Source organism: Microbacterium sp. BDGP8 (genome assembly GCF_029991045.1).
In the GTDB taxonomy this organism is placed as follows: Bacteria; Actinomycetota; Actinomycetes; order Actinomycetales; family Microbacteriaceae; genus Microbacterium; species Microbacterium plantarum.
This window is the reverse complement of sequence record NZ_CP120712.1, coordinates 459861-485644: the sequence shown is the minus strand read 5'-3', so window position 1 is coordinate 485644 and position 25784 is coordinate 459861. Positions and strand designations below refer to the sequence as shown.

24 protein-coding genes are annotated in these 25784 nt (G+C 70.6%); 11 read left to right on the top strand and 13 right to left on the bottom strand.

Going from position 1 to position 25784, the window contains the following annotated elements:
• Positions 1 to 98 precede the first annotated feature (98 nt).
• Positions 99 to 1169 carry an enoyl-CoA hydratase/isomerase family protein gene (locus P6897_RS02325; RefSeq protein ID WP_274178259.1) on the bottom strand — a complete coding sequence of 357 codons (1071 nt, stop codon included), beginning with the start codon at positions 1167 to 1169 and terminating at the stop codon, positions 99 to 101.
• A gap of 86 nt (positions 1170 to 1255) precedes the next feature.
• On the opposite strand from P6897_RS02325, the gene P6897_RS02320 reads away from it, so the two are divergent.
• Both P6897_RS02320 and P6897_RS02315 read left to right on the top strand, forming a co-directional pair.
• Positions 1256 to 2188 carry an ATP-binding cassette domain-containing protein gene (locus P6897_RS02320; protein ID WP_274178258.1) on the top strand — a complete coding sequence of 311 codons (933 nt, stop codon included), beginning with the start codon at positions 1256 to 1258 and terminating at the stop codon, positions 2186 to 2188.
• On the top strand, positions 2185 to 3006 hold the full coding sequence (locus P6897_RS02315) for an ABC transporter permease subunit (protein WP_282501977.1): 822 nt from the start codon (positions 2185 to 2187) through the stop codon (positions 3004 to 3006). Before P6897_RS02320 ends, P6897_RS02315 begins: the two co-directional genes overlap by 4 nt.
• On the opposite strand, the gene P6897_RS02310 is transcribed toward P6897_RS02315, so the two are convergent.
• From P6897_RS02310 to P6897_RS02285, 6 genes are all read right to left on the bottom strand, one after another.
• Positions 2973 to 3392, bottom strand: coding sequence for a hypothetical protein (locus tag P6897_RS02310; RefSeq protein WP_114589068.1), 420 nt, complete (start codon positions 3390 to 3392; stop codon positions 2973 to 2975). The genes P6897_RS02315 and P6897_RS02310 overlap by 34 nt on opposite strands.
• 70 nt (positions 3393 to 3462) lie before the next feature.
• A complete protein-coding gene (locus P6897_RS02305) occupies positions 3463 to 4263 on the bottom strand; it encodes a uroporphyrinogen-III synthase (RefSeq protein ID WP_112616173.1) in 801 nt (266 codons plus the stop codon).
• 200 nt (positions 4264 to 4463) lie between these two features.
• Positions 4464 to 4730 (bottom strand): hypothetical protein, encoded by a 267-nt coding sequence (locus tag P6897_RS02300; RefSeq protein WP_114589066.1) that lies wholly within the window; start codon positions 4728 to 4730, stop codon positions 4464 to 4466.
• Entirely contained in the window at positions 4720 to 5130 is a 411-nt protein-coding gene (locus P6897_RS02295) for a phage holin family protein (RefSeq protein WP_282501976.1), read from the bottom strand. The genes P6897_RS02300 and P6897_RS02295 overlap by 11 nt, the downstream gene beginning before the upstream one ends.
• Before the next feature lies 1 nt (position 5131).
• Positions 5132 to 5491 (bottom strand): hypothetical protein, encoded by a 360-nt coding sequence (locus tag P6897_RS02290; protein WP_112616169.1) that lies wholly within the window; start codon positions 5489 to 5491, stop codon positions 5132 to 5134.
• Positions 5492 to 5585: 94 nt separating this feature from the next.
• On the bottom strand, positions 5586 to 6980 hold the full coding sequence (locus P6897_RS02285) for an FAD-dependent oxidoreductase (RefSeq protein WP_282501975.1): 1395 nt from the start codon (positions 6978 to 6980) through the stop codon (positions 5586 to 5588).
• A 40-nt stretch (positions 6981 to 7020) separates the two neighbouring features.
• Between P6897_RS02285 and P6897_RS02280 the strand changes: the two genes are divergently transcribed.
• The gene (locus tag P6897_RS02280; protein WP_274178253.1) at positions 7021 to 7599 is read left to right on the top strand and encodes an HhH-GPD-type base excision DNA repair protein; all 579 of its coding nucleotides are present in this window, start codon (positions 7021 to 7023) and stop codon (positions 7597 to 7599) included.
• Positions 7600 to 7693: 94 nt separating this feature from the next.
• Positions 7694 to 11293: an endo-1,4-beta-xylanase gene (locus P6897_RS02275; RefSeq protein ID WP_274178252.1), complete on the top strand. Its 3600-nt coding sequence runs from the start codon at positions 7694 to 7696 to the stop codon at positions 11291 to 11293.
• 104 nt (positions 11294 to 11397) lie between these two features.
• Here the strand turns inward: P6897_RS02275 and P6897_RS02270 are convergent, their stop codons facing one another.
• Positions 11398 to 12786: a glycine--tRNA ligase gene (locus P6897_RS02270; protein WP_112616161.1), complete on the bottom strand. Its 1389-nt coding sequence runs from the start codon at positions 12784 to 12786 to the stop codon at positions 11398 to 11400.
• A 140-nt stretch (positions 12787 to 12926) separates the two neighbouring features.
• Between P6897_RS02270 and P6897_RS02265 the strand changes: the two genes are divergently transcribed.
• Positions 12927 to 14339, top strand: coding sequence for a flotillin family protein (locus tag P6897_RS02265; protein ID WP_282501974.1), 1413 nt, complete (start codon positions 12927 to 12929; stop codon positions 14337 to 14339).
• A 153-nt stretch (positions 14340 to 14492) separates the two neighbouring features.
• Positions 14493 to 15299 carry an SDR family oxidoreductase gene (locus P6897_RS02260; RefSeq protein ID WP_282501973.1) on the top strand — a complete coding sequence of 269 codons (807 nt, stop codon included), beginning with the start codon at positions 14493 to 14495 and terminating at the stop codon, positions 15297 to 15299.
• 21 nt (positions 15300 to 15320) lie between these two features.
• Here the strand turns inward: P6897_RS02260 and P6897_RS02255 are convergent, their stop codons facing one another.
• Positions 15321 to 16052: a GNAT family N-acetyltransferase gene (locus P6897_RS02255; RefSeq protein WP_282501972.1), complete on the bottom strand. Its 732-nt coding sequence runs from the start codon at positions 16050 to 16052 to the stop codon at positions 15321 to 15323.
• Positions 16053 to 16127: 75 nt separating this feature from the next.
• Here P6897_RS02255 and P6897_RS02250 point away from each other — a divergent pair, with 75 nt between their 5' ends.
• The 5 genes from P6897_RS02250 (at position 16128) to purU (ending at position 20988) form a co-directional block, all read left to right on the top strand.
• Positions 16128 to 17525 (top strand): MFS transporter, encoded by a 1398-nt coding sequence (locus P6897_RS02250; protein WP_282502632.1) that lies wholly within the window; start codon positions 16128 to 16130, stop codon positions 17523 to 17525.
• Positions 17526 to 17545: 20 nt separating this feature from the next.
• Positions 17546 to 19039, top strand: coding sequence for a peptide MFS transporter (locus tag P6897_RS02245; protein ID WP_282501971.1), 1494 nt, complete (start codon positions 17546 to 17548; stop codon positions 19037 to 19039).
• 21 nt (positions 19040 to 19060) lie between these two features.
• Positions 19061 to 19330: a hypothetical protein gene (locus tag P6897_RS02240; RefSeq protein ID WP_112616153.1), complete on the top strand. Its 270-nt coding sequence runs from the start codon at positions 19061 to 19063 to the stop codon at positions 19328 to 19330.
• Between the two features lie 100 nt (positions 19331 to 19430).
• Positions 19431 to 20066, top strand: a complete 636-nt coding sequence (locus tag P6897_RS02235) for an alpha/beta hydrolase (RefSeq protein WP_282501970.1) — start codon at positions 19431 to 19433, stop codon at positions 20064 to 20066.
• A gap of 43 nt (positions 20067 to 20109) precedes the next feature.
• On the top strand, positions 20110 to 20988 hold the full coding sequence (purU, locus tag P6897_RS02230) for a formyltetrahydrofolate deformylase (protein WP_114589060.1): 879 nt from the start codon (positions 20110 to 20112) through the stop codon (positions 20986 to 20988).
• Positions 20989 to 21019: 31 nt separating this feature from the next.
• On the opposite strand, the gene P6897_RS02225 is transcribed toward purU, so the two are convergent.
• From P6897_RS02225 to P6897_RS02210, 4 genes are read right to left on the bottom strand one after another with little or no spacing between them, the layout of a single operon-like run.
• On the bottom strand, positions 21020 to 21892 hold the full coding sequence (locus P6897_RS02225; protein ID WP_282501969.1) for a hypothetical protein: 873 nt from the start codon (positions 21890 to 21892) through the stop codon (positions 21020 to 21022).
• A gap of 31 nt (positions 21893 to 21923) precedes the next feature.
• Entirely contained in the window at positions 21924 to 22721 is a 798-nt protein-coding gene (locus P6897_RS02220; RefSeq protein WP_282501968.1) for a MerR family transcriptional regulator, read from the bottom strand.
• A gap of 58 nt (positions 22722 to 22779) precedes the next feature.
• Positions 22780 to 23703, bottom strand: a complete 924-nt coding sequence (locus P6897_RS02215; RefSeq protein WP_112616143.1) for a serine hydrolase — start codon at positions 23701 to 23703, stop codon at positions 22780 to 22782.
• Between the two features lie 46 nt (positions 23704 to 23749).
• Positions 23750 to 25747, bottom strand: coding sequence for a M13-type metalloendopeptidase (locus P6897_RS02210; protein ID WP_282501967.1), 1998 nt, complete (start codon positions 25745 to 25747; stop codon positions 23750 to 23752).
• Positions 25748 to 25784 lie beyond the last annotated feature (37 nt).

Here is a 25784-nt window from a genome sequence, read left to right as displayed (position 1 = left end):
ACCCTCCCTCGCGCGGCGCAGCCCCGGGACGGCGCGGACGCACAGCATCCCGAGACTATTACCTCGCGGCCGGGCGGAGCCCGGGCGTCCGACGGAACTCAGTCAGTCCATAGGGCCGGGACGGGCTCGAACCCGAACGCCCGCGCGACGACATCGGGAGCGAGGTCGTCTCGAGACCCGGGCGACCACGACGGCGCCCCGTCCTTGTCGACGAGGCGGGCTCGGATGCCCTCGACGAGGTCGGGCTGCGTCGTGGCGAACCACAGCACCAGGCCGTACTCCTGCGCCAGGACCGTTCGCAGCTCGTCCTGCTCGCGCGCTGCGCGGACGGCCGCGAGGGTGACGGCAAGAGCGGTCGGCGGAAGCGTCTCGAGCAGCTCAGCGGTGGCGTGGGCCTCCTGCTCGGCGCGCCCCCGCAACCGGCCGATGATCTCGTCGACGGAGTCGGCGGCGAAGGCGCCGTCGATCCAGGGCCGGGCGGCCTCGAGGCGGGCAGGACCGGCCGTCTCGTCGAACAGGAGGACGAGCTCGGTCGCGGTCTGGGGGTCGGCGCGACTGACGAGGGCGTCGCGTAGATCATCGAGCCGCTCGGAGGGAACGAGGTGGTCGGCGAACCCGGCGTAGATCGCGTCAGCGGCATCCATCGACTCACCGGTCAACGCGAGGTACTCCCCCACGCGCCCCGGCGCCCGGGCCAGCAGCAGGCTGCCGCCGACGTCGGGAGTGAAGCCGATCCGCACCTCGGGCATCGCCAGGCGCGACCGTTCGGTGACCACCCGCACCGCCGCGTGACCGGCGAGCCCGATCCCGCCGCCCATCGTCACACCGTCGGCGAACACGACCACGGGCTTGGGGTACGCGGCGATCCGTGCGTTGAGGGCGTACTCGGCCCGGAAGAAGTGCGCCGTCTCGGCGACATCGCCCGCGACGATCTGGTCGTACAGCCCGCGGACGTCGCCCCCCGCGCACAGCCCGCGGTCGCCCGCGCCATCGAGGAGGACGGCGTCCACACCCGGGTCGTCCTCCCACGTGTCGAGCGCTGCGGCGAGGCGCTGGATCATGCCGAGGTCGAGGGCGTTGATGGCGCGCGGCCGGTCGAGAGTGAGATGTCCGAGTGCACGATCGACACGGACTCGGACACGCGGATCGGATGCAGCGGCGTCGGTCACCCTCGCCACGCTACCGCTCGGAGTTCGCGGTGAACGCGGCGTGTCGGGCAGGATGGGAGCGGAACCACCCGGCGAGAGGGGGCGCGATGGCGGACGGACAGGTGCTGGAGTTCACCGACGTGGCCAAACGTTTCGGCACCGTCGCGGCGGTCGACGGCCTGACGGCGCGGGTCGAACCGGGCGCCGTCACCGGCTTCCTCGGACCGAACGGTGCGGGCAAGACCACGACGCTGCGCATGCTCCTCGGGCTCATCTCCCCCACGTCGGGCTCCGCCACGATCGGTGGCCGCCGCTACCGCGACCTGAAGCACCCGCTGCAGACCGTCGGCGCCGTCCTCGAGTCGTCCAGCTTCCACCCGGGCCGATCGGCCGCCGCACATCTCCGGGTCTACGCCCATGCGGCGGGGATCCCGACGTCGCGCGTCGACGACGCCCTGGGCATCGTCGGTCTCGGCGATGTCGCCGGCCGCAAGGTGGGCGGGTTCTCACTCGGGATGCGGCAGCGCCTCGGTCTCGCCTACGCCCTGCTGGGCGACCCCGGCGTCCTGGTCCTCGACGAGCCGACGAACGGGCTCGACCCCGAAGGCATCCGCTGGATCCGCCGCTTCCTCCGCGACCTCGCCGCGGAAGGACGCACCGTCCTGGTCTCGTCGCACCTGCTGGCAGAGGTGCAGCAGTCCGTCGATTCGCTCATGATCATCACGCGCGGGCGCCTCGTTTACCAGGGCGGCATCGAGCATGTCGTGCCGCAGGACGAGATCGCGACCGTCGTCGACGCCGAAGATCGCGACGCGCTCCGCCGCGCCCTCTCGGCCGCCGGCTTCGAGAGCGACGAACGCCGCACGGGCCTTGCCGTACGCGGTGCCGACGCCCCGACGGTCGGACGCATCGCCGCCGACGCCGGCATCGCCCTGACCGCGTTGCAGCGGAAGGGTCCGGCTTTCGAGGAGGTCTTCCTGGAGCTCGTCAGCGGCACCCGCGTGCACCCGTCGGCCGTGACCGGGGAGGAGACGCGATGAACCTCGTGAACGCGACCCGATCGGAACTGACGAAGCAGTTCTCCACCTCGGTCTGGTGGATCCTCCTGATCGTCCTCGTCCTGTACATCGGCGGAACGGCCGGCGGCATGGCCGCCGTCTTCGCGGCGGGCGAGAACGGCTCGCTCCCGGGCACCACGTCGCTGCCGACGGGGCTCGGCGATCGGCTGCCGAGCCTCATCTACGGGCTCGCCACGGCGATGGGATACGTGTTCCCGCTCGTCGTGGGTTCACTGCTCGTGACCGGCGAGTACCGCCACAAGACCCTGACGCCGACCTTCCTGGCCACCCCTCGACGTGGCGTCGCGTTGTCGGCGAAGATGCTCGCGGGCGTCGTCATGGGTCTCGTCTTCGGCGTCGCCGCCGTCGGCTCGACGGTCGCCGCAGGCGGTGGGATGCTGGCGCTGTTCGGCGTCGACCCGCAGCTCGGACGCCCCGAGACCTGGGCGTTCCTCGGACGGATGCTGCTCGCCCTCGTGCTCTGGGTGCTCGTGGGCATCGCGCTCGGCACCCTCATCCGCAACCAGATCGCCGCCGTCGTCGGCATCCTCGCTTTCACCCAGTTCGTCGAGCCGATCGCCCGCGTGGGCGCGAGCATGGTCGACGGGCTCGCCGACGTGGTGCGCTTCCTCCCGGGTGCGGCCTCGGATGCGCTCGCGGGCGACAGCATCTACGCCGCCATGGGCGGGAGCGCCGGCCAGCCCCTGGAGTGGTGGGCGGGCGGGCTCGTGCTCGTCGGCTACGCCGTCGTGTTCGCCGTGATCGGCTACGCGGTGTCGTGGCGGCGCGACGTCGCCTGATCGACCAGATCCGCCACGTCAGCCGGCTCGTCCTCGACGTCGAGGCGCAGGGCGCGCACGAGCGCCACCCCGTGCCGCGTCGTGAGGATCAGACGCTGGAACTCGTCGTCGCCCTCGAGGTCGACGACGACCGACGGGCGGCGACGCCGGACCAGGACGAAATCGGTGCCTCCCGCTGACTCGAAGGAACCGGCCGCGATGACCGCAGGAACCAGCAGTCCGGGGCGCGGCACGCCGCGGAGCCACGACCACGCGTCATCCGTCAGCTGCACCCGCGCGATGTGCTCGCGAGACACCAGGACATTCCGCTGACGGAATGCTGCGGCGCGCTCGGTCGCCGAGAGCACGACTTCGAGCTGCGCGGAGTCGAGCAGAAGCGTCACCATGCGTCTCAGTCTGCCAGTCGGACACTCACGAAATGCTCACAGACCGGCAACGATCACCGCCGCGATCGCGTCAGGACGCCGATGCTCCCGATGCCGGGGCAGGCTGGCGGGCGATCGCATCGAGGAGGGATGAGATCGTGGTCTCGGCGGCCACCACATCGACGGTGAGACCGAGCTTGCGCGCGTCGCGGGCCGTCCGCGGGCCGATCGCCGCGATCAGGGTCGACGCCGGCAGATCGGGGAACTGCTCGCTGACCTGCTCGGCGACCGAGCCGCTGGTCACGAGCACCGCATTGATGCGCCCGCTGGCCACGTCGGCTGCAATGCGTTCGGTCACCGGGACGCCGACGGTGCGGTACGCCACGACGCTGCGGACGTCGTGACCGGCCTCGACGAGCATCCTGGTGAGGACGGGCTTGGCGACCTCGCTGCGCAGCGCCAGGACGCGTGTCGGCTCGGGCTCGATGGCGAGGATCTGCTCGGCGAGCCCGGCCGCCGAATCGTCCTCGTCGGGAACCAGGTCGACGCGGTACCCGACCGCGGTCAGCGCCGCAGCCGTCGTCTCACCGACCGCGGCGACGCGCGTGCGCGCGGGGATCTCCGCGCGATAGGCGTACAGGACGTCGACGGTCGTGGCACTCGTCAACGTGATCCAGTCGAAGGCTCCGGCCGCGAGCTCGGCGAGCGCGCCTTCGAGATCGGCGACATCCGTCGTGGGCGCGAAGTTCACCAGCGGCGCGATGACGGGCGTGGCACCGTGCGATCGCAGGAGTGCCGCGACCTGGTCGCCCCAGGGACCGCCGCGCGGCACGAGCACGCGCCACCCCCGGAGGGGCTTCTGGGGCTCTGGGTGGCCGGGCTCGACATGCATATGGTGGCTCTCATGAGGCGCGGCCGCCCCCGGAAGAGCGGCCGACGCACGTTCCTTCTCCGGGCGGTGCAGACCCGGATGCGCAACATCGGCAGCATCCGCTCCATCGCCGCTGCCTCGTTTCCGAGCATACTCCGATGCGGGCGCGAGGCGGCGGCGGGAGGTATCGATCCGGACTCGGTTGGCCGAGAACGGACGGGTCAGCGGGCGATCAGCCGGGCGATGCCCCAGACCACGGCGCCCACGGCGACCGCGACGCCGACCGCTGCCGCAGCGGCTCCCGCCGGGTTGCGCTGCGCATACGCGCGCGCCTCGCGGCTGGCGCGGTCGGTTGCGATGACCGCCCGCTTGGGGAGGTTCGCCTTGTGCTCGATGGCGGCGAGCGCGGCCTTCAGCTCGGCACGCGCCTTCTCGACCGGGTCGGAGATGCCCAGCGGCACCGCGGTGTCAGGGAGCTCAGAACTCATCGGCCACTTCCTTCACGATCTTGGCGTCGGTGGAGATCGCCTGGGCGGGGTTCTGCCGTGAGCTCAGACGCTTGAAGCGGAGGAGCCCCAGCACCGCGAACACGGCGGCGATCACCAGGAGGATTCCGATCACGATCAGCGACGCGGCCCACGCGGGCAGCCACGACGACAGCCCGATGATCGCGAAAGCGCCGATGGCCGGGATCGTCCAGAAGAGGAAGAACAGCGCGACGATGAACCAGACACCGCCGAGGCCGGCATCCTTTCCCGTCTTCTTGGCCCAGGCCTTCGCCGAATCGATCTCGGCGACGACGAGGTTGCGGATCAGCTCGGGGATCTCGCCGATCAGAGCGAATAGGCTGTCGTCGGCGCGATCGCGGAATCCGCGGGGCGTGCTCATCTCAGCTGTCCGCCACGGCGCTCGCGTCGGCGACCTTGCGCGCGTCGCGCTCGGCGGCCTTGCGCACGTCGCCGGCAGCCTTCTCGCCCTCGGCCACGGCCGCGTCGAGCTTCTCGCCGGGGGTGCCGCTCTTGCTCGCGGCCTTGACGACCTTCTTCGCGCTGTCCCAGACGACGCTGGGGACGGCGAGGGCGGCGGACTTGCCGAGCTCGGTCACCTTGCCGACCTGCTTCTGCACGGGGTCGAGCTCCCAGACCTGCTGGGCCTTCTCTTTGATCTGCTCGTAGCGCTGACGCCCGGCGCGTGCCCCGAGCACGTAGCCCGCGGCGAGTCCGACGGCGATGCCAATCTTGCCCCTCATGGGGTCTCCTCACGTTCGACGTTGCTGCGTGGTCCCAGGCTATCGCCGTATGCCGCCTCAGGTATCCACTCCCGAAACCCGGCGGAGCCGACTATCATGCCGGATCGACTCCTCGCCAGAGCACCGCACGGCGAGCGGCGTCCGCCTCGGCGATGGCGTCGGCGGCGACCCGATCAAGGCTGTTGCCCGACAGCCACCCGCCCACGAGCGCCAGGGCGGGCATCTCACGCGCCCGCGCCCGGACAGCCTGGGCCGCCTCGTCATGACCCAGCAGTGACGCCGGGGCCGCGCGGGAGTAGCTGATGCGGGCCGACGCGCGTACGGCGCCTGCCGGGATCGCCACGCCGCACAGATCGGATGCCGCCGCGCGCGCGGCCCCGACGACCTCCGCGTCCGACCCGGCGGTGTGCGGCAGGGTTACCCGGATGATGTGCTCGCCCTCGGCAAGCGCCTCGCCGATCCACGGCCAGGTCCGCGAGATCGGACGCACGGTGGCCGGCTCGGACCCGGGCCCGATCACGAGCGACCCCCGCTCGGGCAGGTCGACCCCCTCGATGCGGAGCAGCACCACGTCGAGCGGCGCTGGCCGGGGCTCGGCGCTCGCGGGAAGCTCCACGTGCGGGGACAGCAATCGGCGGGCGGTGTCTTCGTCCGCGGCGACGATCAGCAGATCGGAAGGTACCGGCTCTTCGACGCTGTCGGCACGCACGAGCCACGTGTCGCGCTCGCGACGGATCTCCGTCACGTCCGCGCCGGTGCGGATGTCGACGTCGAAGTCCCGCAGGCGCGCCTCGAGCGCATCGATCAGGCGGAACAGCCCGCCGCGCGGCGCGCGGCGCTGCGCGGAACCGGGGCGCACGGTCTGCGCGACCGCGCCGCTGAGCGAGCCGGTCCGCGTGAGCGCGGGGTTGAGCGACGGCGCCGCGGCGTCGACGTCGATGAACTCGGGAGCGACGCCGTGGACGGCGAGCACATACGGGGCTACGAGCCGGTCGCGCACCCGCTCGCCCATGCGCGACGAGACCAGCTCGCCGAGACTGCGGTGACGCCCGACCGTCAGCGGCGGGCGCACGCGGTCGAGATAGGCACGCCAGGCGCCACGCCCCTCGATGTGTCGTCGCACATCCTCGGCCCAGGGGTTGGCGGGGATGCCCAGCACCGTCCCCGCGGGCGCGGGAGCAGGTCCGGCCGGACCGGCGCCGAGCCACAGCTCGTCGTCGCGGGCGGTCTCGAGTTCATCGCTCAGCCCGACCTCGTCGATGAGCTTCGCGAGCGTCTTCGCGGACGCCGGGATGCCGTCGGCCGCGGCATCCACCGTCAGGTCGCCCAGCGTCGCCCGGTCGAGGGAGCCGCCGAGCTGCGGCCCGGCCTCGATCAGGGTGACCTGCAGTCCGAGGCGCGCACATTCGAGCGCCGCGACGATGCCCGCCATACCGCCGCCGACGACGACGACCCGGGTGTCGTGGGCATGCGTCACGAGATCCGTCATGCCCCCATCCTGCCGTCTCGCCGATGAGAACATGGAGAGCATGAGCCTGCACATCACCGACGACTCCGCCGCCGACCAGCTGCTGACCGAGAATCCGCTCGCGCTGCTGATCGGGATGCTGCTCGACCAGCAGATCGCCATGGAGACGGCGTTCACCGGGCCGCTGAAGATCCGCGAGCGCGCGGGGTCGGTCGACGCGGCGACGATCGCGGGCTACGACCCCGACGAGTTCGTCGAGGTCTTCCGCCAGACGCCGGCCGTGCACCGCTTTCCCGGGTCGATGGCGGGCCGGGTGCAGACGCTCTGCCAGACGATCGTGGACGACTGGGACGGCGACGCGTCGGCGATCTGGACCGCCGGCGACCCGGACGGCCTCACCGTCTTGAAGCGGCTCAAGGCGCTGCCGGGGTTCGGTGAGCAGAAGGCGAAGATCTTCCTCGCGCTTCTGGGCAAGCAGTACGGCTTCACCGGCGACGGTTGGCGGGAGGCCGCTGGCTCGTACGGCGACGAGGGCTCGTTCCGCTCGGTGGCCGACATCGTCTCACCCGAGTCGCTGACGAAGGTCCGCGAATACAAGCGCGCGGCGAAGGCGGCAGCGAAGGACGCCTCTGCCTCCTGAGTCGCGGTTTTCGAAAAGACTGGCGGACGACACCGAATATGTTTGAGTAGTCGACATTCCGTACCCCCGGTCTGCGCAAAGGAGCGCTCGAACCATGCGAATTCGTCGACCCCGTTTACTGGCAGCCGCGGCGACCGCGGCGCTCGCCGCACCGTTACTCGTCGCGACGGGAGCCGCCGCGGCCCCCGGGGCGACTACCCCCGTCGTCGCCAACGACTTCTCGAGCCCGACGCTCGGTGACGCGCTGACGCAGAGCGGAGGCGACGGCTCCACGCTCGACTACGTCGACGGCGCTCTCGTCGTGCGGGACCGCGACGCCGACTACGTCGGCATCCAGACGGCGCTGGGCATCCTCGAGCCCGAGACCGAGTACACCGTCAGCGCCCGCGTCCGGCTGGCCGCGGGCACGCCCGACACGCAGGCGCGCTGGGTCGGCGTCCCGGGATACACCTGGATCGGGAACACGACCATCACGGCCGGCGACTGGACGACGGTCACCGGCACCTGGACGTCGCCGCAGACCACCGAGGACGTCCGGCTCTACCTCGGCACCGGCGACATCGCCGGCACGGCCGCGTACACCTACCTCGTCGACGACGTCACCGTCACGGCGACGGACGGCGATCCGGGCACGAATCCGGGTACCGGCCCCGACGCCCCGGGCACCGTCCTGATCGAGAGCACGTTCGACGACGGCGCCCTCGGCGCCTGGCAGCCGCGGGCCGGGTCGAGCGGTGCCGGCCCGACCGTGGAGGTCGTGCCCGGCGGAGCCGACGAGTCGTCGCACGCGGCTCTCGTCACCGATCGGACGCACGAAGGCGACGGCATCCTCCTCGATGTCACCGACACCCTTCTCGCGGGACAGACCTATGCATTCTCCGCGGCGCTGCGCTTCGCGCCCGGCGCGGACCCCGGCCAGGGCCTCACCGTCTCGATGCGCACCGACGACGGCGGCACGGTCGCCTATACCAACCTCCTGCAGGCCGAGAGCGTCTCGGCGACCGGATGGACGACCGTCGCCGGCGACATCACCATCCCCGGGTACGACGCCGCGGCCGAGCTCTACATCGAGGCGCGGTACAACTCCGGCAACACCTCGCCGTTCCTCGTCGACCAGGTGCGGGTCGCGGTGCCCGAAGCCGGCCAAGGCGACCTCGATCTCACTCCGCTGAAGGACACGACCGACTTCCCCGTCGGCGTCGCGATCGATCAGCGCGAGACCAGCGGCGCGGCATCCGATCTGCTCCGGCACCACTTCGACCAGATCACACCCGAGAACCACATGAAGGTCGAGGCCTGGTACGACCACCAGCAGCAGTTCCAGCGCCACCCGCAGGCCACCGCGCTGCTCGACTACGCGGCCGCGAACGGCCTGCGGCTCTACGGGCACGTGCTGCTGTGGCACGCCCAGACCCCCGACTGGTTCTTCCAGGATGCTTCCGGGCGAGAGCTCACCGACTCGGAGGCCGACAAGCAACTGCTGCGCGACCGGCTCGCGACGCACATCGACGACGTCGCCCGGTCGATCGCCGACGACTACGGCCTGTTCGGGTCCGAGACCAATCCCCTCGTCGCGTGGGACGTCGTCAACGAGGTCATCTCCGACCAGGCGACGCCCGACGGCCTGCGAACCAGCCGGTGGCACGACGTCCTCGGTGAGGAGTTCATCCACCTCGCTTTCCGGCTCGCCGACCAGGCGTTCAACCGCGACTACGCGGCCCCGGACTCGGACCGCCCCGTGAAGCTGTTCATCAACGACTACAACACCGAGCAGGACGCCAAGGGAACGCAGTACGAGGCCCTCGTCGGCCGGATGGTCGCCGCCGGAACGCCCCTCGACGGCGTCGGCCACCAGTTCCACGTCTCGATCAACACCCCTGTCAGCGCTCTCGCGAGCACGCTCGACCGGTTCGCCGGCCTCGGCCTCATGCAGGCGGTCACCGAGCTCGACGTCACCGTCAACCCCGCCACCGCGGCGAACCTCGCGCGTCAGGGGTACTACTACCGCGACGCGTTCGAGGTGTTCCGCGACTACCACGCCGGGGCGCCGGCATCCGAGGACCTCTACTCGGTCACCGTGTGGGGTCTCACCGACGCCCGCTCGTGGCGCTCGGAGCAGGTTCCGCTGCTGTTCGCGGGCGACCTGAGCGCGAAGTCGGCGTTCTTCGGTGCGATCGGCCAGGACGACGGTCTGCCGCCGCTGGTGACGACCGCCGATGTGTTCCGCGGCGATGTGGGGCTCGACGGCGCGATCGCCGATGCCGCCGAATGGCGCAACCTGCCCGAGCACCCGCTCACCGGCGACGCGGGCGGTTTCCAGACGCGCTGGAGCGACGATCACCTCACGGTGCTCGTTCGCTCGAACGTGCGGCCCGAGCGGATCGAGTTCACCTACCGTGACGAGCAGGCCGCTTTCGGCACCGGCGGCGACCTCGCCGGCCGGACCGTCGAGGCCGACGGCGCGTTCTACTCCGTCGTTCAGCTGCCGCACGAAGCCCCGGCCGTAGGCGCGACCGCCGCCTTCGACGTGCGCGTCTTCGGTGCCGACGGGCTCGTGGGATCGTGGAACTCGGCGGGTGCCATGGGTCAGCTGACCTTCTACGAGGAGCTGTCGTACCTCGAGATCCCCCGCGCTGACACGATCACGGTCGACGCGGTCGTGGATGACGCGTGGGCCGACGCTCCGCGGATCGAGACGGCCAAGCGCGTCGAGGGCGACGCGACCGGCGCCACGGCGACGGTCCGGACGCTCTGGCGCGACAACGTGCTCTACACCCTTTTCGAGGTCGTCGATCCCGAGATCGACACGTCGAACAGCGATCCCTGGAACCGCGACGGCGTCGAGATCTTCCTCGATCTCGGCAACACCAAGAGCGGCGCGTACGGTCCCAACGACACGCAGATCCGCATCACGGTCGACGGCGACGTCACCTTCGGCACCGGCAACGAGGCGCTCCAGCGGTCACGACTGCTCGAGAGCGCGACCGCGCGCACCGCGAACGGGTACATCGTCGAGGCGGCCATGGACCTCGTCGGTCAGTCCGGCGGGCAGAGCGACGTTCCGCTCGGTGGTCCCGGCACCTTCCAAGGCTTCGACGCGCAGGTCAACGACGCTCGCGGCGGCTCGCGCTTCGCCGTGCACACGTGGGCCGAGCCGACCGGCACCGGCTACCAGACCACCTCGCGGTGGGGCGTCGTGCACCTCGTCGACTCGCTGACCACGCCGGGCGAACCGGGCGGTCCGGGTGAGCCCGGCGAGCCCGACGCGTGGGCGACCGTCGACATCGGCGACGGCCGCGTGGCCCAGGGCGGATCGCTGCCCGTGCGGGTCTCGGGCCTCGAGCCGCAGCAGCAGATCGGCGCCACGCTGTACAGCGATCCGATCGTCGTCAGCGGCATCCCCGCGGCCGATGCGTCAGGCGAGGTGCGCTTCGCCGTCGCCGTCCCCCGTGACCTCTCGACCGGAGAGCACACGCTCGTCATCACGTCGCCCGGGTTCGACGACATCCGCGTGGCCGTGACGGTCGTGAGCGGCGCCTCGAGCGGCAGCGGCGCCGCGGGCGGCACGGCCAGCGGGAGCGGCAGCCTCAGCGCGACCGGGGGCGAACTGCCGTGGGGCGCGGCACTCGCGGCGGCGGCGCTGCTCACCGCGGGCGGACTGTTCCTGGCGCTGCGGCGACGCCGCACCCCCTGACCCGCGGGTCTGCTCTCGGGCGCGAACGTCGGAGAAAAGCGCGAACCTCGGAGTCCATCGCAGGATGGCTCCGAGGTTCGCGTCGTTCTCCGCTCGAAGGTGCGTCAGGCGCCGCGCAGGCGCTCGGCGAGGTAGCCCTCGAGCGCGTCGAGCGCGATGCGCTCCTGCGCCATCGTGTCGCGGTCGCGCACGGTGACGGCCCGGTCGTCGAGCGAGTCGAAGTCGACGGTGACGCAGAACGGCGTGCCGACCTCATCCTGACGGCGGTAGCGGCGCCCGATCGCACCGGCGTCATCGAAGTCGATGTTCCAGCCGCGGCCACGGAGGGTGTCGGCGACCTCGCGCGCCAGCGGCGAGAGACGCTCGTTGCGGCTGAGCGGCAGCACGGCCACCTTGACGGGCGCCAGGCGCGGGTCGAGGCGCAGCACGGTGCGGGTGTCGACGCCGCCCTTCGCGTTGGGCACCTCTTCTTCGTCGTACGCGTCGACGAGGAAGGCCATCATGGCCCGCGTCAGGCCGAACGAGGGCTCGATCACGTAGGGCGTGTACTTCTCGCCGGATGCCTGGTCGAAGTAGGTCAGTGACTGGCCGGATGCCTCGGAGTGGCTGCCCAGGTCGTAGTCGGTGCGGTTCGCGACGCCCATGAGCTCGCCCCATTCCTTGCCCGGGAACCCGAAGCGGTACTCGACGTCGATCGTGCCGGCGGAGTAGTGGGCGCGATCGTCCTCGGGGACGTCGAAGCGCCGCATGTTGTCGGCGTCGATGCCCAGCTCGATGAACCAGTTCCAGCACGCCTCGACCCAGTGCTCGAACCACTGCTGCGCCTCGGCGGGCGGCGTGAAGAACTCGATCTCCATCTGCTCGAACTCGCGCGTGCGGAAGATGAAGTTACCCGGCGTGATCTCGTTGCGGAACGCCTTGCCGACCTGGCCGATGCCGAACGGCGGCTTCTTGCGGCTCGCGGTGAGCACGTTCGAGAAGTTCACGAAGATGCCCTGCGCGGTCTCGGGGCGCAGGAAGTACAGGCCGGTCTCGTCGTCGACGACGCCGAGGTAGGTCTTCACGAGGCCCGAGAACGACTTGGGCTCGGTGTACTGGCCCTTGGTGCCGCAGTTCGGGCACGGGACGTCGGCGAGGCCGTTCTCGGCCTTGCGGCCCTTGCGCGCCTCGAAGTCCTCGATGAGGGTGTCTTCGCGGAAGCGCTTGTGGCACTGCAGGCACTCGACCAGGGGGTCGGTGAAGGTCGCGACGTGGCCGGAGGCCTCCCAGACGCGCTTGGGCAGGATGATCGACGAGTCGAGGCCGACCATGTCGCCGCGACCGCGCACGAAGGTCTGCCACCACTGGCGGCGGATGTTCTCCTTGAGCTCCGTGCCGAGGGGGCCGTAGTCCCACGCGGAGCGCGAACCGCCGTAGATCTCCCCCGCCTGGAAGACGAACCCGCGGTGACGGGCGAGGGCGATGACTTTGTCGAGGCGGGACTGCTCGGCCACAGGTGGCTCCTCATGGTCGTTTTCGGGATGCGCCGGCGGCGCGGATGCCGCAGACAACGGCATCCTCGATTCTAGTCGCGCCGCACAGGTCGACCCCGATACGGTCGAAGGACACATCGTTACGCACGGGAAAGGTCAGCATGGAAGCTCTATTCGCCGGAGGCGCGCTCGTGATCGGCGGCATCGCCGTGATCGCCGTCATCGTCCTTCTGATCTTCCTGCTGATCATGGTGCGGGCCTGGTACAAGGTCGCCAAGGCCGACCAGGCGCTCGTCGTCGTCGGTCGCAGCCAGAAGAACGCGGCGGGAGACTCCTCGCGCATCTCGGTGATCACCGGCGGCGGCGCCCTCGTCAACCCGCTGACCCAGCGCGCCGAGATGATCTCGCTGCGCGCACGTCAGATCAAGATGGAGCCCACGGCTCAGGCATCCAACGGCGTCACCGTGTCGGTGGCAGGCGTGGCCCTCGTGAAGATCGGCTCAGACCCCGAGTTCGTGCGTCGTGCCGCCGAGCGCTTCCTGTCGCAGGACGGCGCGATCGAGCAGTTCACGACCGAACAGCTCGAGGGCGCGCTCCGCGGCGTCGTCGCAACGCTGACCGTCGAGCAGCTCATGAAGGACCGCCAGAAACTGTCGGACCAGATCGCCGAGGGCATCAAAAGCGACCTGCTGGCCCAGGGCCTCATCCTCGACTCGTTCCAGATCCAGGGCATCACCGACAAGAACGGCTACATCGACGCCCTCGGCGCGACCGAGGTCGAGCGCGTTCGCCGCGAGGCCGAGGTCGCCCGCATCAACGCCGCCCGCGAGGTCAAGGCGCGTCAGCTCGCGACCGACGAGGCGAACCTCATCGAGCAGACCGCGTACGACAAGAACTCCGCCGCCGCCTCCGCCGAGGTCGGCCGCGCCCGCGCCGAGGCAGAGCAGGCCGAGGCTCTCGCCCGCGCGCAGCGCGAGCAGGACGTGCTGCTGCAGGCCGCCGAGAACCGGCAGGCCCAGCTCGACGCCGACATCAAGAAGGTCGCCGACGCCTCGCTCTACGAGCGCCAGCGCAAGGCCGACGCCGACGCGTACGCCGAGGTCAAGGCCGCCGAGGCCCGCGCACAGATCGCCGCCCAGGAGGCCGAGGCCACGCGCCTGCGCGCCCAGGCCGAGGCCGACGCCGTGCGCCTGGCCGGTGAGGCCCGCGCCGAGGCGATCGAGGCCGAGGCCGCCGCCATCGCCCAGAACCAGGAGGCCCTGCTCGCGCAGCGCGCGATCGAGGCCCTCGTGCCGCTGATGACCGAGTTCGCCCGCGGCTTCGACAAGGTCGGCTCCATCACGGTGCTCGGCGGCGACGGCGCATCGAGCCACATCGCCTCCGAGAGCGCGTCGAGCATGCGCGCCACCTTCGACGCGGTGCAGGCCACGACCGGCATCGACCTGCGCCAGATCATCCAGGGCCAGGCCACCGGCCGCGGTGTCGCCCAGGGTCTGCGCGAGGACGACGCCGCCGCGGCTTCGGCTCCGGCTCCGGCTCCGGCTCCGGCTCCGGAGGAGACCTCCGCGGAGTGACCCCGCGCTGACTCCTCAGATCCGACGACGCCCCGTCTCACCTCTCGCGTGATGACGGGGCTTCGTCGTTTCCGGGCGCCGGGATCTGAGGAGTTCCCGCGCGGGATTGTCAACCGGGTGCGACACCGCGCCGGGGGTTCGTAGCGTCGGGGCATGACGTTCACTCCTCGCAGTGCCATCGTGACCGCTTCCGACTCGGGGATCGGCCGTGCGACCGCCCTCGCCCTCGCCGACGTGGGGATGGACGTCGGGGTCACCTGGCACTCCGACGAGGAGGGCGCGAACGAGACCGCAGCGGGCGTTCGGGCCCGGGGCCGCAAGGCCGTCGTCGCCCAGTTCGACGCGACCGAGTTCGAGAAGGTCCCCGGTGTCATCGAGCACCTCGCCGAGGAGCTCGGCGGCCTCGACGTCTTCGTCAACAACGCCGGCGGCGGCACCGGCGGGCCCGTGCTCGACCTCGACCTCGACGGGTGGCGGACGGTCGTCGCGCTCAACCTCGACGGCGCCTTCCTCGGAATGCAGACCGCCGCGAAGCTCATGGCGGATGCCGGTGACGGCGGGCGCATCATCGCGGTGACGAGCGTCCACGGCTCGCAGCCGCGCGTCGGCTCGGCCGCCTACGTCGCCTCGAAGCACGGCCTCGAAGGCCTCGTGAAGACGATGGCGCAGGAGCTCGGCCCCCGAGACATCACCGTCAACTCCGTCGCGCCCGGCGAGATCGCGACCCCCATCAACGACATGGAGGGCGACGAGGCCGACAAGACCCACCGCCCCGGCATCCCGATCCCGCGTCCGGGCAAGCCCGAGGAGATCGCCGCGGTCGTCGCGTTCCTGGCGTCGCCGGCGTCGTCGTATGTCACCGGTGCGACGTGGGTCGTCGACGGAGGGATGCTGCAGATGGGCCCGCAGGCCGGCTCGCACCTCGAGTCCGACGACTGGCGCGACGCCGGCGCGGAGTAACCGCGCCGCGGGCGGCGCGGGTCAGGGCCGGACGAGAAGGTAGCCGCGCTCGTCGTCGAAGCCGCCGACGGTGAGCCCGGCCGCGAAGTGCTCGAGGAACTGCGCGCGCACGCGGTCGCGCCAGGCGTCGGAGTCCGCGGGAGAGGCGGCGCGGATGGCGTGGATGTCGGCGGGCACCTCGATCGTCGCGACGATCCGGTCGTCGGACGGACGCTCCTGCGGCGGCGCCGCGAGCGGCCACGTCACCATGAGCCGGTCGGTGACCTCGCCGCGATTGATGCCGTCGTCCATGAGCCCGTACTGGTCGACGAGGTAGTCGCTGATGCGGGCTCCGAGTACCTGCAGGTTGAAGTGCGCGTTGCGGGCGAAGAGCGGGTCGAACGTCCAGGTGATGGTGCCGACCTCACGGGCGAAGGCCCATGCGCGCTGATGCTGCTTGAGCACGCGCCCGAGTCCCTGCTGCTGGTACTCCGGCAGCACACCGGTCACGTGCGAGTGCATCGACCGCGCACCCGGCTCGGCGAAGAACGCCACCGACGCGCCGACGACCCGGTCGCCGTCGAAGAGTCCGACCACGTAGTTGCCGGAGTAGGCGAGGGCGCGCATGAGGTTCGTGGGCACCGAATCGCGGTCGCCGCCCCACACCTCGCGCAGCACCGCGGCGCCGGCGAAGATGTCGGCGACGGTCTCGAGGGGGCGGATGTCGATCCCCGCGGGCACGTCGGCTGGGGTCGGGGGAACGCTCTCGCTCATGAGCCCACCCTACGCCGCCGCGGATAGCCTGAAGGGATGGCATCGGGTGAGAGCGGACGACGACGACTCACCCGGATGCCGCGACAGGGCGCGATCGTCACGGTGCTGGCGATCGCGGGACTGGCCTCGTCCTTCATGTTCACCCTCGTCGTCCCCATTCAGTCGAAACTGCCCGAGCTGCTCGACGCGAGCCGCGAAGACACGGCGTGGGTCGTCACCGCCACCCTCCTCGCCGCCGCGGTGTTCACCCCCATCGCGGGGCGCCTCGGCGACATGTACGGCAAGCGCCGCATCGTGCTCGTACTGCTCGGCCTGCTCATCGCCGGGTCGGTCGTCGCGGCGCTGTCCACGGACATCGTCGGGGTGATCGTGGGGCGCGCGCTGCAGGGTGCGGTGACCGGCGTCGTGCCGCTCGGGATCTCGATCATGCGCGACGTGCTGCACGAGAACCGCGTCGACGCGGCGATCGCACTGATGTCGGCGACCCTCGGCGTCGGGGGCGCCGTCGGCATGCCCGTGAGCGCGCTCATCACCGAGACGAGCGACTGGCACGTGCTGTTCTGGATGTCGGCGGGCCTGGGCGCGATCGTGCTCGTGCTGGTCGTGCTCGTCGTTCCCCCGAGCGTGCTGCGGACGCCGGGGCGCTTCGACCTCATCGGGGCGATCGGCCTCGCGGTCGGTCTGACCGGAGTGCTCCTCGCGGTCTCGCGCGGGAACACTTGGGGCTGGACCTCGGCGGCGACCCTCGCGTGCGGCCTCGGCGGCATCCTCGTCCTGCTGGTGTGGGGCCGGTTCGAGCTGCGCATCGCCGACCCGTTGCTCGACCTGCGCGTCGCCGCCCGCCCGGCAGTGCTGCTGACGAACCTCGCGTCGGTCGCGATCGGCTTCTCGCTCTTCGCCTCGAACGTGTCGTACCCGCAGATGCTCGAGCTTCCCGAGACGGTCGGCGGCTTCGGGCTGACGCTGCTGCAGGCGAGCCTCATCGTCATGCCGGCGGGTCTGGTGATGATGGTCCTCTCGCCGTTCTCGGGGCGACTGGCCCGAACGGTGGGGCCGCGCCTGCTGCTCGTCCTCGGCTCGATCGCCCTGATCCTCGCCTACGGCTTCTCGCTGCTGTGGGCCTCCGAGGTCTGGCACCTGCTCGTGGCGAACCTCCTCATCGGCGTGGGCATCGGATTCGGCTACGCCGGCATGCCGATGCTCATCATGCGCTCGGTCCCGCCGACCGAGACCGGCGCGTCGAACGGCCTGAACGCCCTCTTCCGCTCCCTCGGGACGAGCACCGCGGCCGCTCTCGTCGGCGCCGTGCTGGCCGCCCTGTCGATCGAGCGCGACGGCGTCGCCGTGCCGACACCGGCCGCGTTCCAGGTCTCGTTCGCCCTCGGCCTGGGCGCCGCCGTGATCGCCCTGGCCGTGGCGCTGTGCATACCGCAGCGCCGCGATCCGCACGAGTCGCGCCCGTCGCTGCCCTGAGCGGCGTATCGTCGGCATCCATGAGCCACGAGGACGCAGACACCACCGCATCCCGCCCCCACTCCCCCGACGACAGCCGGAACGACCGCCGCTTCTTCGGGCAGCCGTGGGCGCTCACACACATCTTCGGTGTCGAGCTGTGGGAGCGGTTCAGCTTCTACGGCATGCAGATCGTCCTGGTCTACTACCTCTACTTCTCGGTCTCGGAGGGCGGGGCGGGCCTGCCCGAGGCCACAGCCGTCGGCATCGTCGGCGCCTACGGCGGAGCGGTCTACCTCTCCACGATCCTCGGAGCCTGGATCGCCGATCGCCTGCTCGGCTCCGAGCGCGTGCTCTTCTTCAGCGCGATCATCATCGTCGCGGGCCACGTCGCGCTCGCCGTGCTCCCGGGGCTGCTGTCTGTCGCGGTCGGACTCGTGCTGGTCGCGCTCGGCTCGGGCGGGCTGAAGGCGAACGCCACGGCGGTCGTCGGATCCCTCTACTCGGAGCACGACCCCCGCCGCGACGCCGGATTCTCGCTGTTCTACCTCGGCATCAACCTCGGCGCCTTCGCGGGGCCGCTGCTCACCGGCTTCCTGCGCACGAGCCTCGGTTTCCACTGGGCGTTCGGAGCCGCGGCGGTCGGCATGACCATCGGCCTGATCCAGTACGCGATCGGACGCCGGTCGCTGCCCGAGGCCGCACGTCGCGTTCCCAACCCGCTGCCCCGGTCGCGCTACCCGCTGGTCATCGGCATCGCGGTCGCAGCCGTCGCGGCCATCGCGCTCCTGATCGCCCTCGGCGTCATCCGGGCCGACAACCTGTCGCTCGTCGTCGTCATCGTCGTCATCGTCGCGACGATCGCCTACTTCACCGTGATCATCTCGAGCTCGCGGATCACCTCGACCGAGCGGTCGCGCGTGTACGGCTTCATCCCGCTCTTCATCGTCAGCGTCGCCTTCTGGTCGCTGTATCAGCAGCAGTTCACCGTCATCCCGATCTACGCCGAGAAGCGGCTGGACCGGAACGTCCTCGGGTGGGAGATGCCGCCGGACTGGGTCAATTCCATCAACCCCGTGTTCATCATCATCCTCTCGGGGGTCTTCGCGGCCCTGTGGACGAAGCTCGGAACACGTCAGCCCTCGACGCCGATCAAATTCGCCGCGGGCGTCATCGTCATGGGACTGGCGTTCCTGCTGTTCCTGCCATTCGCCGGCGGCGGCCCGGCCGCGACCCCGCTGCTCGGCATCGTCGGCATCCTGTTCGTCTTCACCGTCGCCGAGCTGCTGATCTCGCCCGTCGGGCTGTCGGCCGCGACGAAGCTCGCGCCGGCGAGGTTCCAGACGCAGATGGTCGCGCTGTTCTTCCTCTCGGTCTCGCTGGGAACGGCGATCTCGGGACTGCTCGCGCCGCTCTACAATCCCGAGAACGAGGTGCCCTACTTCTCGATCCTCGCCGCCATCGCGATCGTCCTCGGCCTCGCGCTCGCAGCGGCCCGCAAGCCCGTGCTCGCTCTCATGCGCGACGTCCGCTGACACACGCGAGAGGATGGACACATGTCCTCTTCCGTCGCGCGTCGTTCCAACCCCACCGCCTGGGCCGCCTTCTGGGTCGGCCTCCTCGGGCTCATCCTCATGCCGATCCCGCTGTTCATCGGCTTCGTGCTCGGGGGCGGTCTCTCGCTCGTGGCCGCCGTGCTGGTGGTGATCGCCCTGCTCAAGGGCCTCGCGCGCAGCGGCGCGGGTATCGCTCCGGTCGTCTTCGCGGGCATCTTCGTGCTGCTCACCTGGGGCGGCATCTCGCTCGGCGGCGGCATCGTCTGGTGAGCCACCCCCGCGGGCTGTCGGGCCGCGATGCACCCGCGACCGCGGGCGCCCAGCTGATTCGGCTAGCGTGAATGGTCGCAGGACACCGCGAGAGGGAGCCATGACCTACACACAGCCGCAGATCTTCGAGCCCGAGGGCCGCGCCATCCCCTACGTCGAGGATGCCGGCAGCGAGCCGGTCCTGGTGCTGATCCCGGGCTACAGCAACGTCGCGGCGCTCGGAACGCTCGCCCACGTGCTGGCCGAGGAGGACTTCCGCATCCTGCGGGTCGGCTACCGCACGGCGCAGACCGAGGGCGTCACGCTGCACGACCTGGCACAGGATGTCGTCGACGTCATGGACCACGTCGGACTCGGCGACGCCTGGGTCGGCGGTCACGCCTTCGGCGGCGCCGTCGCGCGCACCGTCTCGATCGACCACACCGACCGCGTCGACGGCGTGCTGCTGCTCGGCGCCGAGGGCGACGAGCCCCGCACCGACCTCGAGCCGCTGCAGGCGGCGGCCGCGGCATCCGTGTCGGCCGAGGAGTGGCGCGCGCTCGCCCCGACGGTTCCGGTCATGCTCATCCAGGGCGCCGACGACGAGGTGCTGCCGCCCGCGAACGGCGAGCGCCTGCAGGCCGCCGCTCCCGGCCTCGTCAGCCTCGTGACCCTTGAGGGTGGCGGGCACCTCTTCCCGGCGACGCACGCCGGCGAGGCCGCCTTCGTCATCGAGGACTACCTCGACGTCGACTGAGCCGGGTGCCGAACCGGGGGCTGGGACAGGGCAGAATCGAAGGATGACCGATTCGTCGACTGCGCTCCACCCCGCCCACGCCTGCCTCATCGTGCACGGGCAGGACCAGCCGGGCATCATCGCCGCCCTGTCGGCGATGGTCACCCGCGTGGGCGGCAACATCGTCGCGTTCGACCAGTACTCCGACGACCCGACCGGTGGCGCCTACTTCTGCCGCGTGGTCTTCCACCGCCCGAACTTCGCCGTCGACCGCCCGTCGATCGAAGCCGAGATCGGCGAGACGCTCGCCGGGTTCGACCTGCAGTGGTCGCTGACCGACCAGTCGGTGCCTAAGCGCATGGCAATCCTGTCGTCGAAGCAGGACCACTGCCTGCTCGACCTGCTGTGGCGCCACCGCCGCGGCGATCTGCCCGTGACGGTACCGATGGTCGTGTCGAACCACACCACCTCGGCCGAGGACGTCCGCTCGTTCAACGTCCCGTTCTTCCACGTCCCGTCGACGCCCGGCCCCGACAAGTCGGCGTCCGAGGCCGAGATCCTGAAGCTGCTCGTCGGCAACGTCGACTTCGTCGTCCTGGCCCGCTACATGCAGATCCTGTCGTCGGACTTCCTCGAGAAGCTCGGCGTGCCCGTCATCAACATCCACCACTCGTTCCTCCCCGCCTTCATCGGCGCCGAGCCCTACAAGAAGGCCAAGGAACGCGGCGTCAAGCTCATCGGCGCGACGAGCCACTACGTCACGACCGACCTCGATGAGGGGCCGATCATCGAGCAGGACACGATCCGGGTCACCCACGCCGAGACGGCGGCCGAGCTCGCCCGCCGCGGCGCCGACGTCGAGCGTCAGGTGCTCTCGCGGGCGGTGCTGTGGCACGCGCAGGACCGCGTCATCCGACACGGCAACCACACGATCGTCTTCTGACCGCGGGCCGCGCGAGCTCGCGGGCCGGGTCTCAGCTCGCGGGCTGCACCGGCTCGAAGTCGTCGGGGCCCGTCGCGCCGGTCGGCGACAGGAAGATGCGCGTCGTGTCGCCGGGATCGGCGGGATCGAATACGAGCGGACGCGTGTCACCGATCGCCGGCACCTCGCGCGGCGCGATGAGCACCATGGTCGTGACCCAACGATCCGTGCCCACGGCGTCGGTGAACTTCGCCACCAGCGACGCGGCCATCCGCGACGCGTCATGCGCGGGAAGGGGTGCCTCGACGATCTCCGCGTCGACGCGCGAGCCGGAGGCCAGGAGGCGCGAGATGACCGCGTTGTTGCGGCGGCGCGTCGCGAGGGAGCGCACCCGCGCGATGTAGCTCAGCACGGCGAGGAGCGTGAAGAGCCCGGGCAGCCACCATTGTCCGGCGTACAGGATCCACTCGCCGACACCCCAGGTCTCGTTGCCGCCGAATGTCGGGTCGACGGCGACGCCGACGGCGTCGGGCTCGATCCACATCGTCGTCGCGATCCACGTGCCGATCGCCAGCCCGGCCAGGATCATCGTGAGCGGGCCGATCGCCGCGTAGCCCTTCTCGCGGGCGCTGAACCGGTGGTTCCACTTGCCGTACTGGCCGATGCAGACGATCAGCAGAAGGATGCCGACGGGCAGGCCCCACCCGCGCGCAGCCATGGGGACGCCGGTGTCGCGCGTGCCGAACACACTGTTGATGTTCACGACCCGGAGCTGCTCGAAGATGCCGCCGATAGCGAACCCGACGACCGCCGCAGCGGCGACCGACAGGATGCCCCAGATCAGGCTCGCGGCCCAGGCGGAGGTGGTCCCCCGATACTTGGCCTGTTCACGTCGTGCGGCTTCTCGGGGATCCAGCAAACTCACTCCCCCAGGCTAGCGCTGCCCGCACCGGCGCTCAGGACACGGGCTGCTGCAGGTCGATGACCCATCGGTCGCCGTCACAGGGCGTCTGCAGGTAGATCTCGCGGCACGCGCCGTCGGATCGCAGTCCGCGCCGCTCCGCCTCGGCGACCAGCGCCTGCCACGCGCTCTGGATGCCAGCGAGATCGTCGGCCTCGTAGCGAAGGGTGAGCGCTCGCGGTTCGGCCGAGACGACCGCCCGCTCGAGGCCGTCGGGCACCGGAGCGTCACCGATCTGCTCAGCCGCGGCGGCGATCATGCCGTCGCCTGTTGTCATGTAGACCGCGACGCCGGGGCCCAGCCGTCGCGCACCGGCGGCATCGATGCTGTCGTTCACGCGTTGGAACATGACGCTGATCTCGTCTTCGATCTGCGCCATCTCGTCGATGCGGACCGACAGCTGAGTCAGAGTCAGCTCGGGCAGTGCGGTCTCGATGAATGTGGACACGGGTATCTCCTTCTCGATCGATCGGAGCCTCGCCTCGACCTCGTGCAGCCGCTGTACGTCCGCGGTGATCTGACCGCTCAGCTCAGCCCTCCGCTCCCGCAGGAGCGCGGCCACCGATGCCGACGACATACCGTGGTCGAGCAGCCGGCCGACCTGTTCGAGGGTGAAGCCGAGGTCCTTCAGCGCGATCAGCCGGTTGGCTCGATCGAGCTGCGACGCGGAGTATGAGCGGTAGCCCGAGGCCGGATCGACGCGATGCGGATGCAGCAGACCGAGTTGGTCGTAATGGCGCAGCATCCGCACCGACACGCCGGCCAGCCGGGCGAACTCTCCGATACTCAACATGGTGATCCCACTCGACAGCCTGACACGGTGTGAGAGTCAAGCGAACAGCGGGATCGGATCAGAAGACGTACTCCATGAGATCGAGCCCGAACGCGCGGAACGCCTCATGAGCGCGCAGGCGGTCGCTCATCGACAGGTCGTCGAACCCGACCAGGAGCGCGTACGACACCCCGGCACGGGGGCCGGCGAGCACGCCGGCCTCGGCGCGGATGCCGTCGGCGCGGCCGGTCTTGTTCACGAACAGCAGCTCGTGCTTGTCGTCGTCGTGCGCGAAGGGGTCGAGTCCCGTCACCGAGCCGACGAGCGACAGGTCGTGGTTCAGGCTCAGCCACTCCGACACCTGGGCGCTGACGCCGGGCGAGACGACGTCGGTGTTGACGAGGGCCGCGAACATCGCGGCGAGCTCGCGTGCCGTGCCGAGCGCGTAGTGCGGGGCATCGTCGGGCCCACGGGTGTCACGGAACCGGTCGAGCAGCGCCGTGCGCGGCATCCCCAGGCTCCCGATCCGGGCGCGCACCGCATCGAGACCGACCCGCTCGAGCAGGGCGTTGGCCGCGAGGGCGTCGCCCGTCGAAGCCGCGAGCACGGCGAGGTCGCCGAGCGGGAGGGCCGGTGCCACGAGGTGTCGCCAGAGTCCCGCGACGGCGACGTCGCCCACTGTCGAACGATCGACGATCTCGAGCGGGTCGAGGGTCCCGGCGTCGAACCGCGTGGCCACCTCGATCAGCAGCGGGACGATCCCCATCCCCGCGACGGGCAGCGTGACGAAGTCGTCGCCCGCGAGCACCGGTGTGCCGCGGTCGAGGTCGCTGACCCGCACGGACACCCGTGCTCCTGAAGCCGCCAGCGTGTCGAGCGCCTTCTCGGTCGACGCGAACCCCCGGCGCGGCACGCTCGAGCGACGTCGCGGACGCGCGGCGCCCCGTCGCTCCGCGCGCGAGCGGGCGGTCCCGGAGGAGGACTCGGATCCATCCACCGTCATGTTCTCGTCTCCGTCGGAGTCAGTCTGAGCGATTCGGTTCGGGTGATCACCAGATCGTGACGCGGCGATCTGGGGCGAGCCACAGCTCGTCTCCCTCGGTGACGCCGAATGCGTCGTAGAACGCATCGATGTTACGGACGATCTGGTTGCAACGGAACTCGTTCGGAGCGTGAGGGTCGATCGTGAGCAGTCGAATGGTCTCGGCGTCGCGGCCCTTCTGCTGCCAGATCTGACCCCAGCTCAGGAGCAGCCGCTGCACACCCGTGAAGCCGTCGATCACGGGACCGTCGGGCGCTTCGGCCAGCTCCTCCGGCGACATCGTCGCGGCGAGGTGGAGCCGGTAGGCCTTGAGGGCGATGCCGAGGCCACCGAGGTCGCCGATGTTCTCCCCGATGGTCAGCGCCCCGTTCACGGTGTGCTCGTCGCCGAGGCCCCGCGGCACGAGGGCGTTGTACTGCTCGATCAGGGCGCCCGTGCGCTCCTCGAAGGCAGCACGATCAGCGTCGGTCCACCAGTCGTTGAGCGCGCCGGTGCCGTCGTAGGCGCTGCCCTGGTCGTCGAACCCGTGCCCGATCTCGTGACCGATGACCGCCCCGATGCCGCCGTAGTTCGCCGCGGCATCGCGCTCGGACGAGAAGAAGGGCAGCTGCAGGATCGCCGCGGGGAACACGATCTCGTTCATCAGCGGGTTGTAGTACGCGTTGACCGTCTGCGGCGTCATGTGCCACTCGTCGCGGTCGATCGGCTGACCGAGCTTCGCCAGCTGACGCTCGTACTCCCACTCGGTGGAACGCAGCACGTTGCCCAGGAGGTCGGTGGGGTCGATCTCGAGCGCGGAATAGTCCTTCCAGCGGTCGGGGTAGCCGATCTTCGGGGTGAAGGCAGCGAGCTTCTCGAGAGCGCGCTCGCGGGTGGCCGGCGTCATCCACTCGAGCCCCGTGATCGACTGCCGGTACGCCTCGATGAGGTTGTCGACGAGGGCATCCATCTCGACTTTGGCCTGCGGCGGGAAATGCCGCTCGACGTAGATCTCGCCGACAGCCTCGCCGAGCGCCGCCTGCACGATGCTCACGCCGCGCTTCCAGCGCTCGCGGTTGACGGGCACGCCGGTGAGCTGGGTGCCGTAGAAGTCGAAGTTCTCGGCGACGAAAGCGTCGGGCAGGAACGGCGCCGAGGCGCGAACGACCTGCAAGCGCAGCCAGGCCTTCCAGTCCTCGAGGTGCTCGTCGGTCAGGAGCGTGCCGAGCCCGGAGAGGAAGCTCGGCTGATTGACGTTGATCTCGGCGAAACCGTCACGGTGCCGCGGCGCGAGCCCGTCCAGCCACGGGTCGAGGTCGACGCCGGCGAGGGTCGTCACCTCGTCCCACGTGTGCAGGTTGTAGGTCGCGACGGCGTCGCGGTTTCGCACGTTGTCCCAGTGGTGCGCGGCGAGCTCCGTCTCGAGCCGTGCGATGCGCTCGGCCTGCTCCGCGGCGTCTGCGACCCCGGCGAGCTCGAGCATGCGCTCGGCGTATCCGCGGAAGGCCGTGCGCGTCGCGGCGAAGCCGTCGAGGCGGTAGTAGCTCTCGTCGGGGAGCGACAGCCCGCCCTGCACGAAGAACACGACGTAGCGCTCGGGATTGCCCGGGTCGGGCTCGATGAAGGTACCGATCATGCCGCCGATGCCCTCGCGCTCGAGCTCGCCGACGGTGCGCAGCAGCGCCGGGATCGAGTCGACCGCGTCGACGCGCGCCAGCTGCGGTCGGAGCGGCTCGGCACCGAGCTCGTCGATGCGAGCCGTGTCCATGAAGCTCGTGAACAGGTCGCCGATCTTCCGCTGCACCGTGCCCGGCTCGGCGGTCGTCGCCTCGTCGATGATGGCGCGGACGTCGCTCTCGGCCTGCTCGGCGATGACGTGGAACGATCCCCAGCGGGCCTTGTCGTCGGGGATCTCGGTGCGCTCGAGCCAGCTGCCGTTGACGTGCCGGAACAGGTCGTCCTGCGGTCGGATCTCGGGACTCAGCTCGGCGATGTCGATGCCGGAGGGAAGGACGGGGTCGGTCATGGCACCCATGCTAGGCCGACCGGACGACACGAACTTC

Coding starts and splice junctions, on each gene's coding strand:
- P6897_RS02320 (WP_274178258.1), top strand. CDS start 1,256: ATGGCGGACGGACAGGTGCTGGAGTTCACCGACGTGGCCAAACGTTTC.
- P6897_RS02315 (WP_282501977.1), top strand. CDS start 2,185: ATGAACCTCGTGAACGCGACCCGATCGGAACTGACGAAGCAGTTCTCC.
- P6897_RS02310 (WP_114589068.1), bottom strand. CDS start 3,392: ATGGTGACGCTTCTGCTCGACTCCGCGCAGCTCGAAGTCGTGCTCTCG.
- P6897_RS02305 (WP_112616173.1), bottom strand. CDS start 4,263: ATGCATGTCGAGCCCGGCCACCCAGAGCCCCAGAAGCCCCTCCGGGGG.
- P6897_RS02300 (WP_114589066.1), bottom strand. CDS start 4,730: ATGAGTTCTGAGCTCCCTGACACCGCGGTGCCGCTGGGCATCTCCGAC.
- P6897_RS02295 (WP_282501976.1), bottom strand. CDS start 5,130: ATGAGCACGCCCCGCGGATTCCGCGATCGCGCCGACGACAGCCTATTC.
- P6897_RS02290 (WP_112616169.1), bottom strand. CDS start 5,491: ATGAGGGGCAAGATTGGCATCGCCGTCGGACTCGCCGCGGGCTACGTG.
- P6897_RS02285 (WP_282501975.1), bottom strand. CDS start 6,980: ATGACGGATCTCGTGACGCATGCCCACGACACCCGGGTCGTCGTCGTC.
- P6897_RS02280 (WP_274178253.1), top strand. CDS start 7,021: ATGAGCCTGCACATCACCGACGACTCCGCCGCCGACCAGCTGCTGACC.
- P6897_RS02275 (WP_274178252.1), top strand. CDS start 7,694: ATGCGAATTCGTCGACCCCGTTTACTGGCAGCCGCGGCGACCGCGGCG.
- P6897_RS02265 (WP_282501974.1), top strand. CDS start 12,927: ATGGAAGCTCTATTCGCCGGAGGCGCGCTCGTGATCGGCGGCATCGCC.
- P6897_RS02260 (WP_282501973.1), top strand. CDS start 14,493: ATGACGTTCACTCCTCGCAGTGCCATCGTGACCGCTTCCGACTCGGGG.
- P6897_RS02255 (WP_282501972.1), bottom strand. CDS start 16,052: ATGAGCGAGAGCGTTCCCCCGACCCCAGCCGACGTGCCCGCGGGGATC.
- P6897_RS02250 (WP_282502632.1), top strand. CDS start 16,128: ATGCCGCGACAGGGCGCGATCGTCACGGTGCTGGCGATCGCGGGACTG.
- P6897_RS02245 (WP_282501971.1), top strand. CDS start 17,546: ATGAGCCACGAGGACGCAGACACCACCGCATCCCGCCCCCACTCCCCC.
- P6897_RS02240 (WP_112616153.1), top strand. CDS start 19,061: ATGTCCTCTTCCGTCGCGCGTCGTTCCAACCCCACCGCCTGGGCCGCC.
- P6897_RS02235 (WP_282501970.1), top strand. CDS start 19,431: ATGACCTACACACAGCCGCAGATCTTCGAGCCCGAGGGCCGCGCCATC.
- purU (WP_114589060.1), top strand. CDS start 20,110: ATGACCGATTCGTCGACTGCGCTCCACCCCGCCCACGCCTGCCTCATC.
- P6897_RS02220 (WP_282501968.1), bottom strand. CDS start 22,721: ATGTTGAGTATCGGAGAGTTCGCCCGGCTGGCCGGCGTGTCGGTGCGG.
- P6897_RS02215 (WP_112616143.1), bottom strand. CDS start 23,703: ATGACGGTGGATGGATCCGAGTCCTCCTCCGGGACCGCCCGCTCGCGC.
- P6897_RS02210 (WP_282501967.1), bottom strand. CDS start 25,747: ATGACCGACCCCGTCCTTCCCTCCGGCATCGACATCGCCGAGCTGAGT.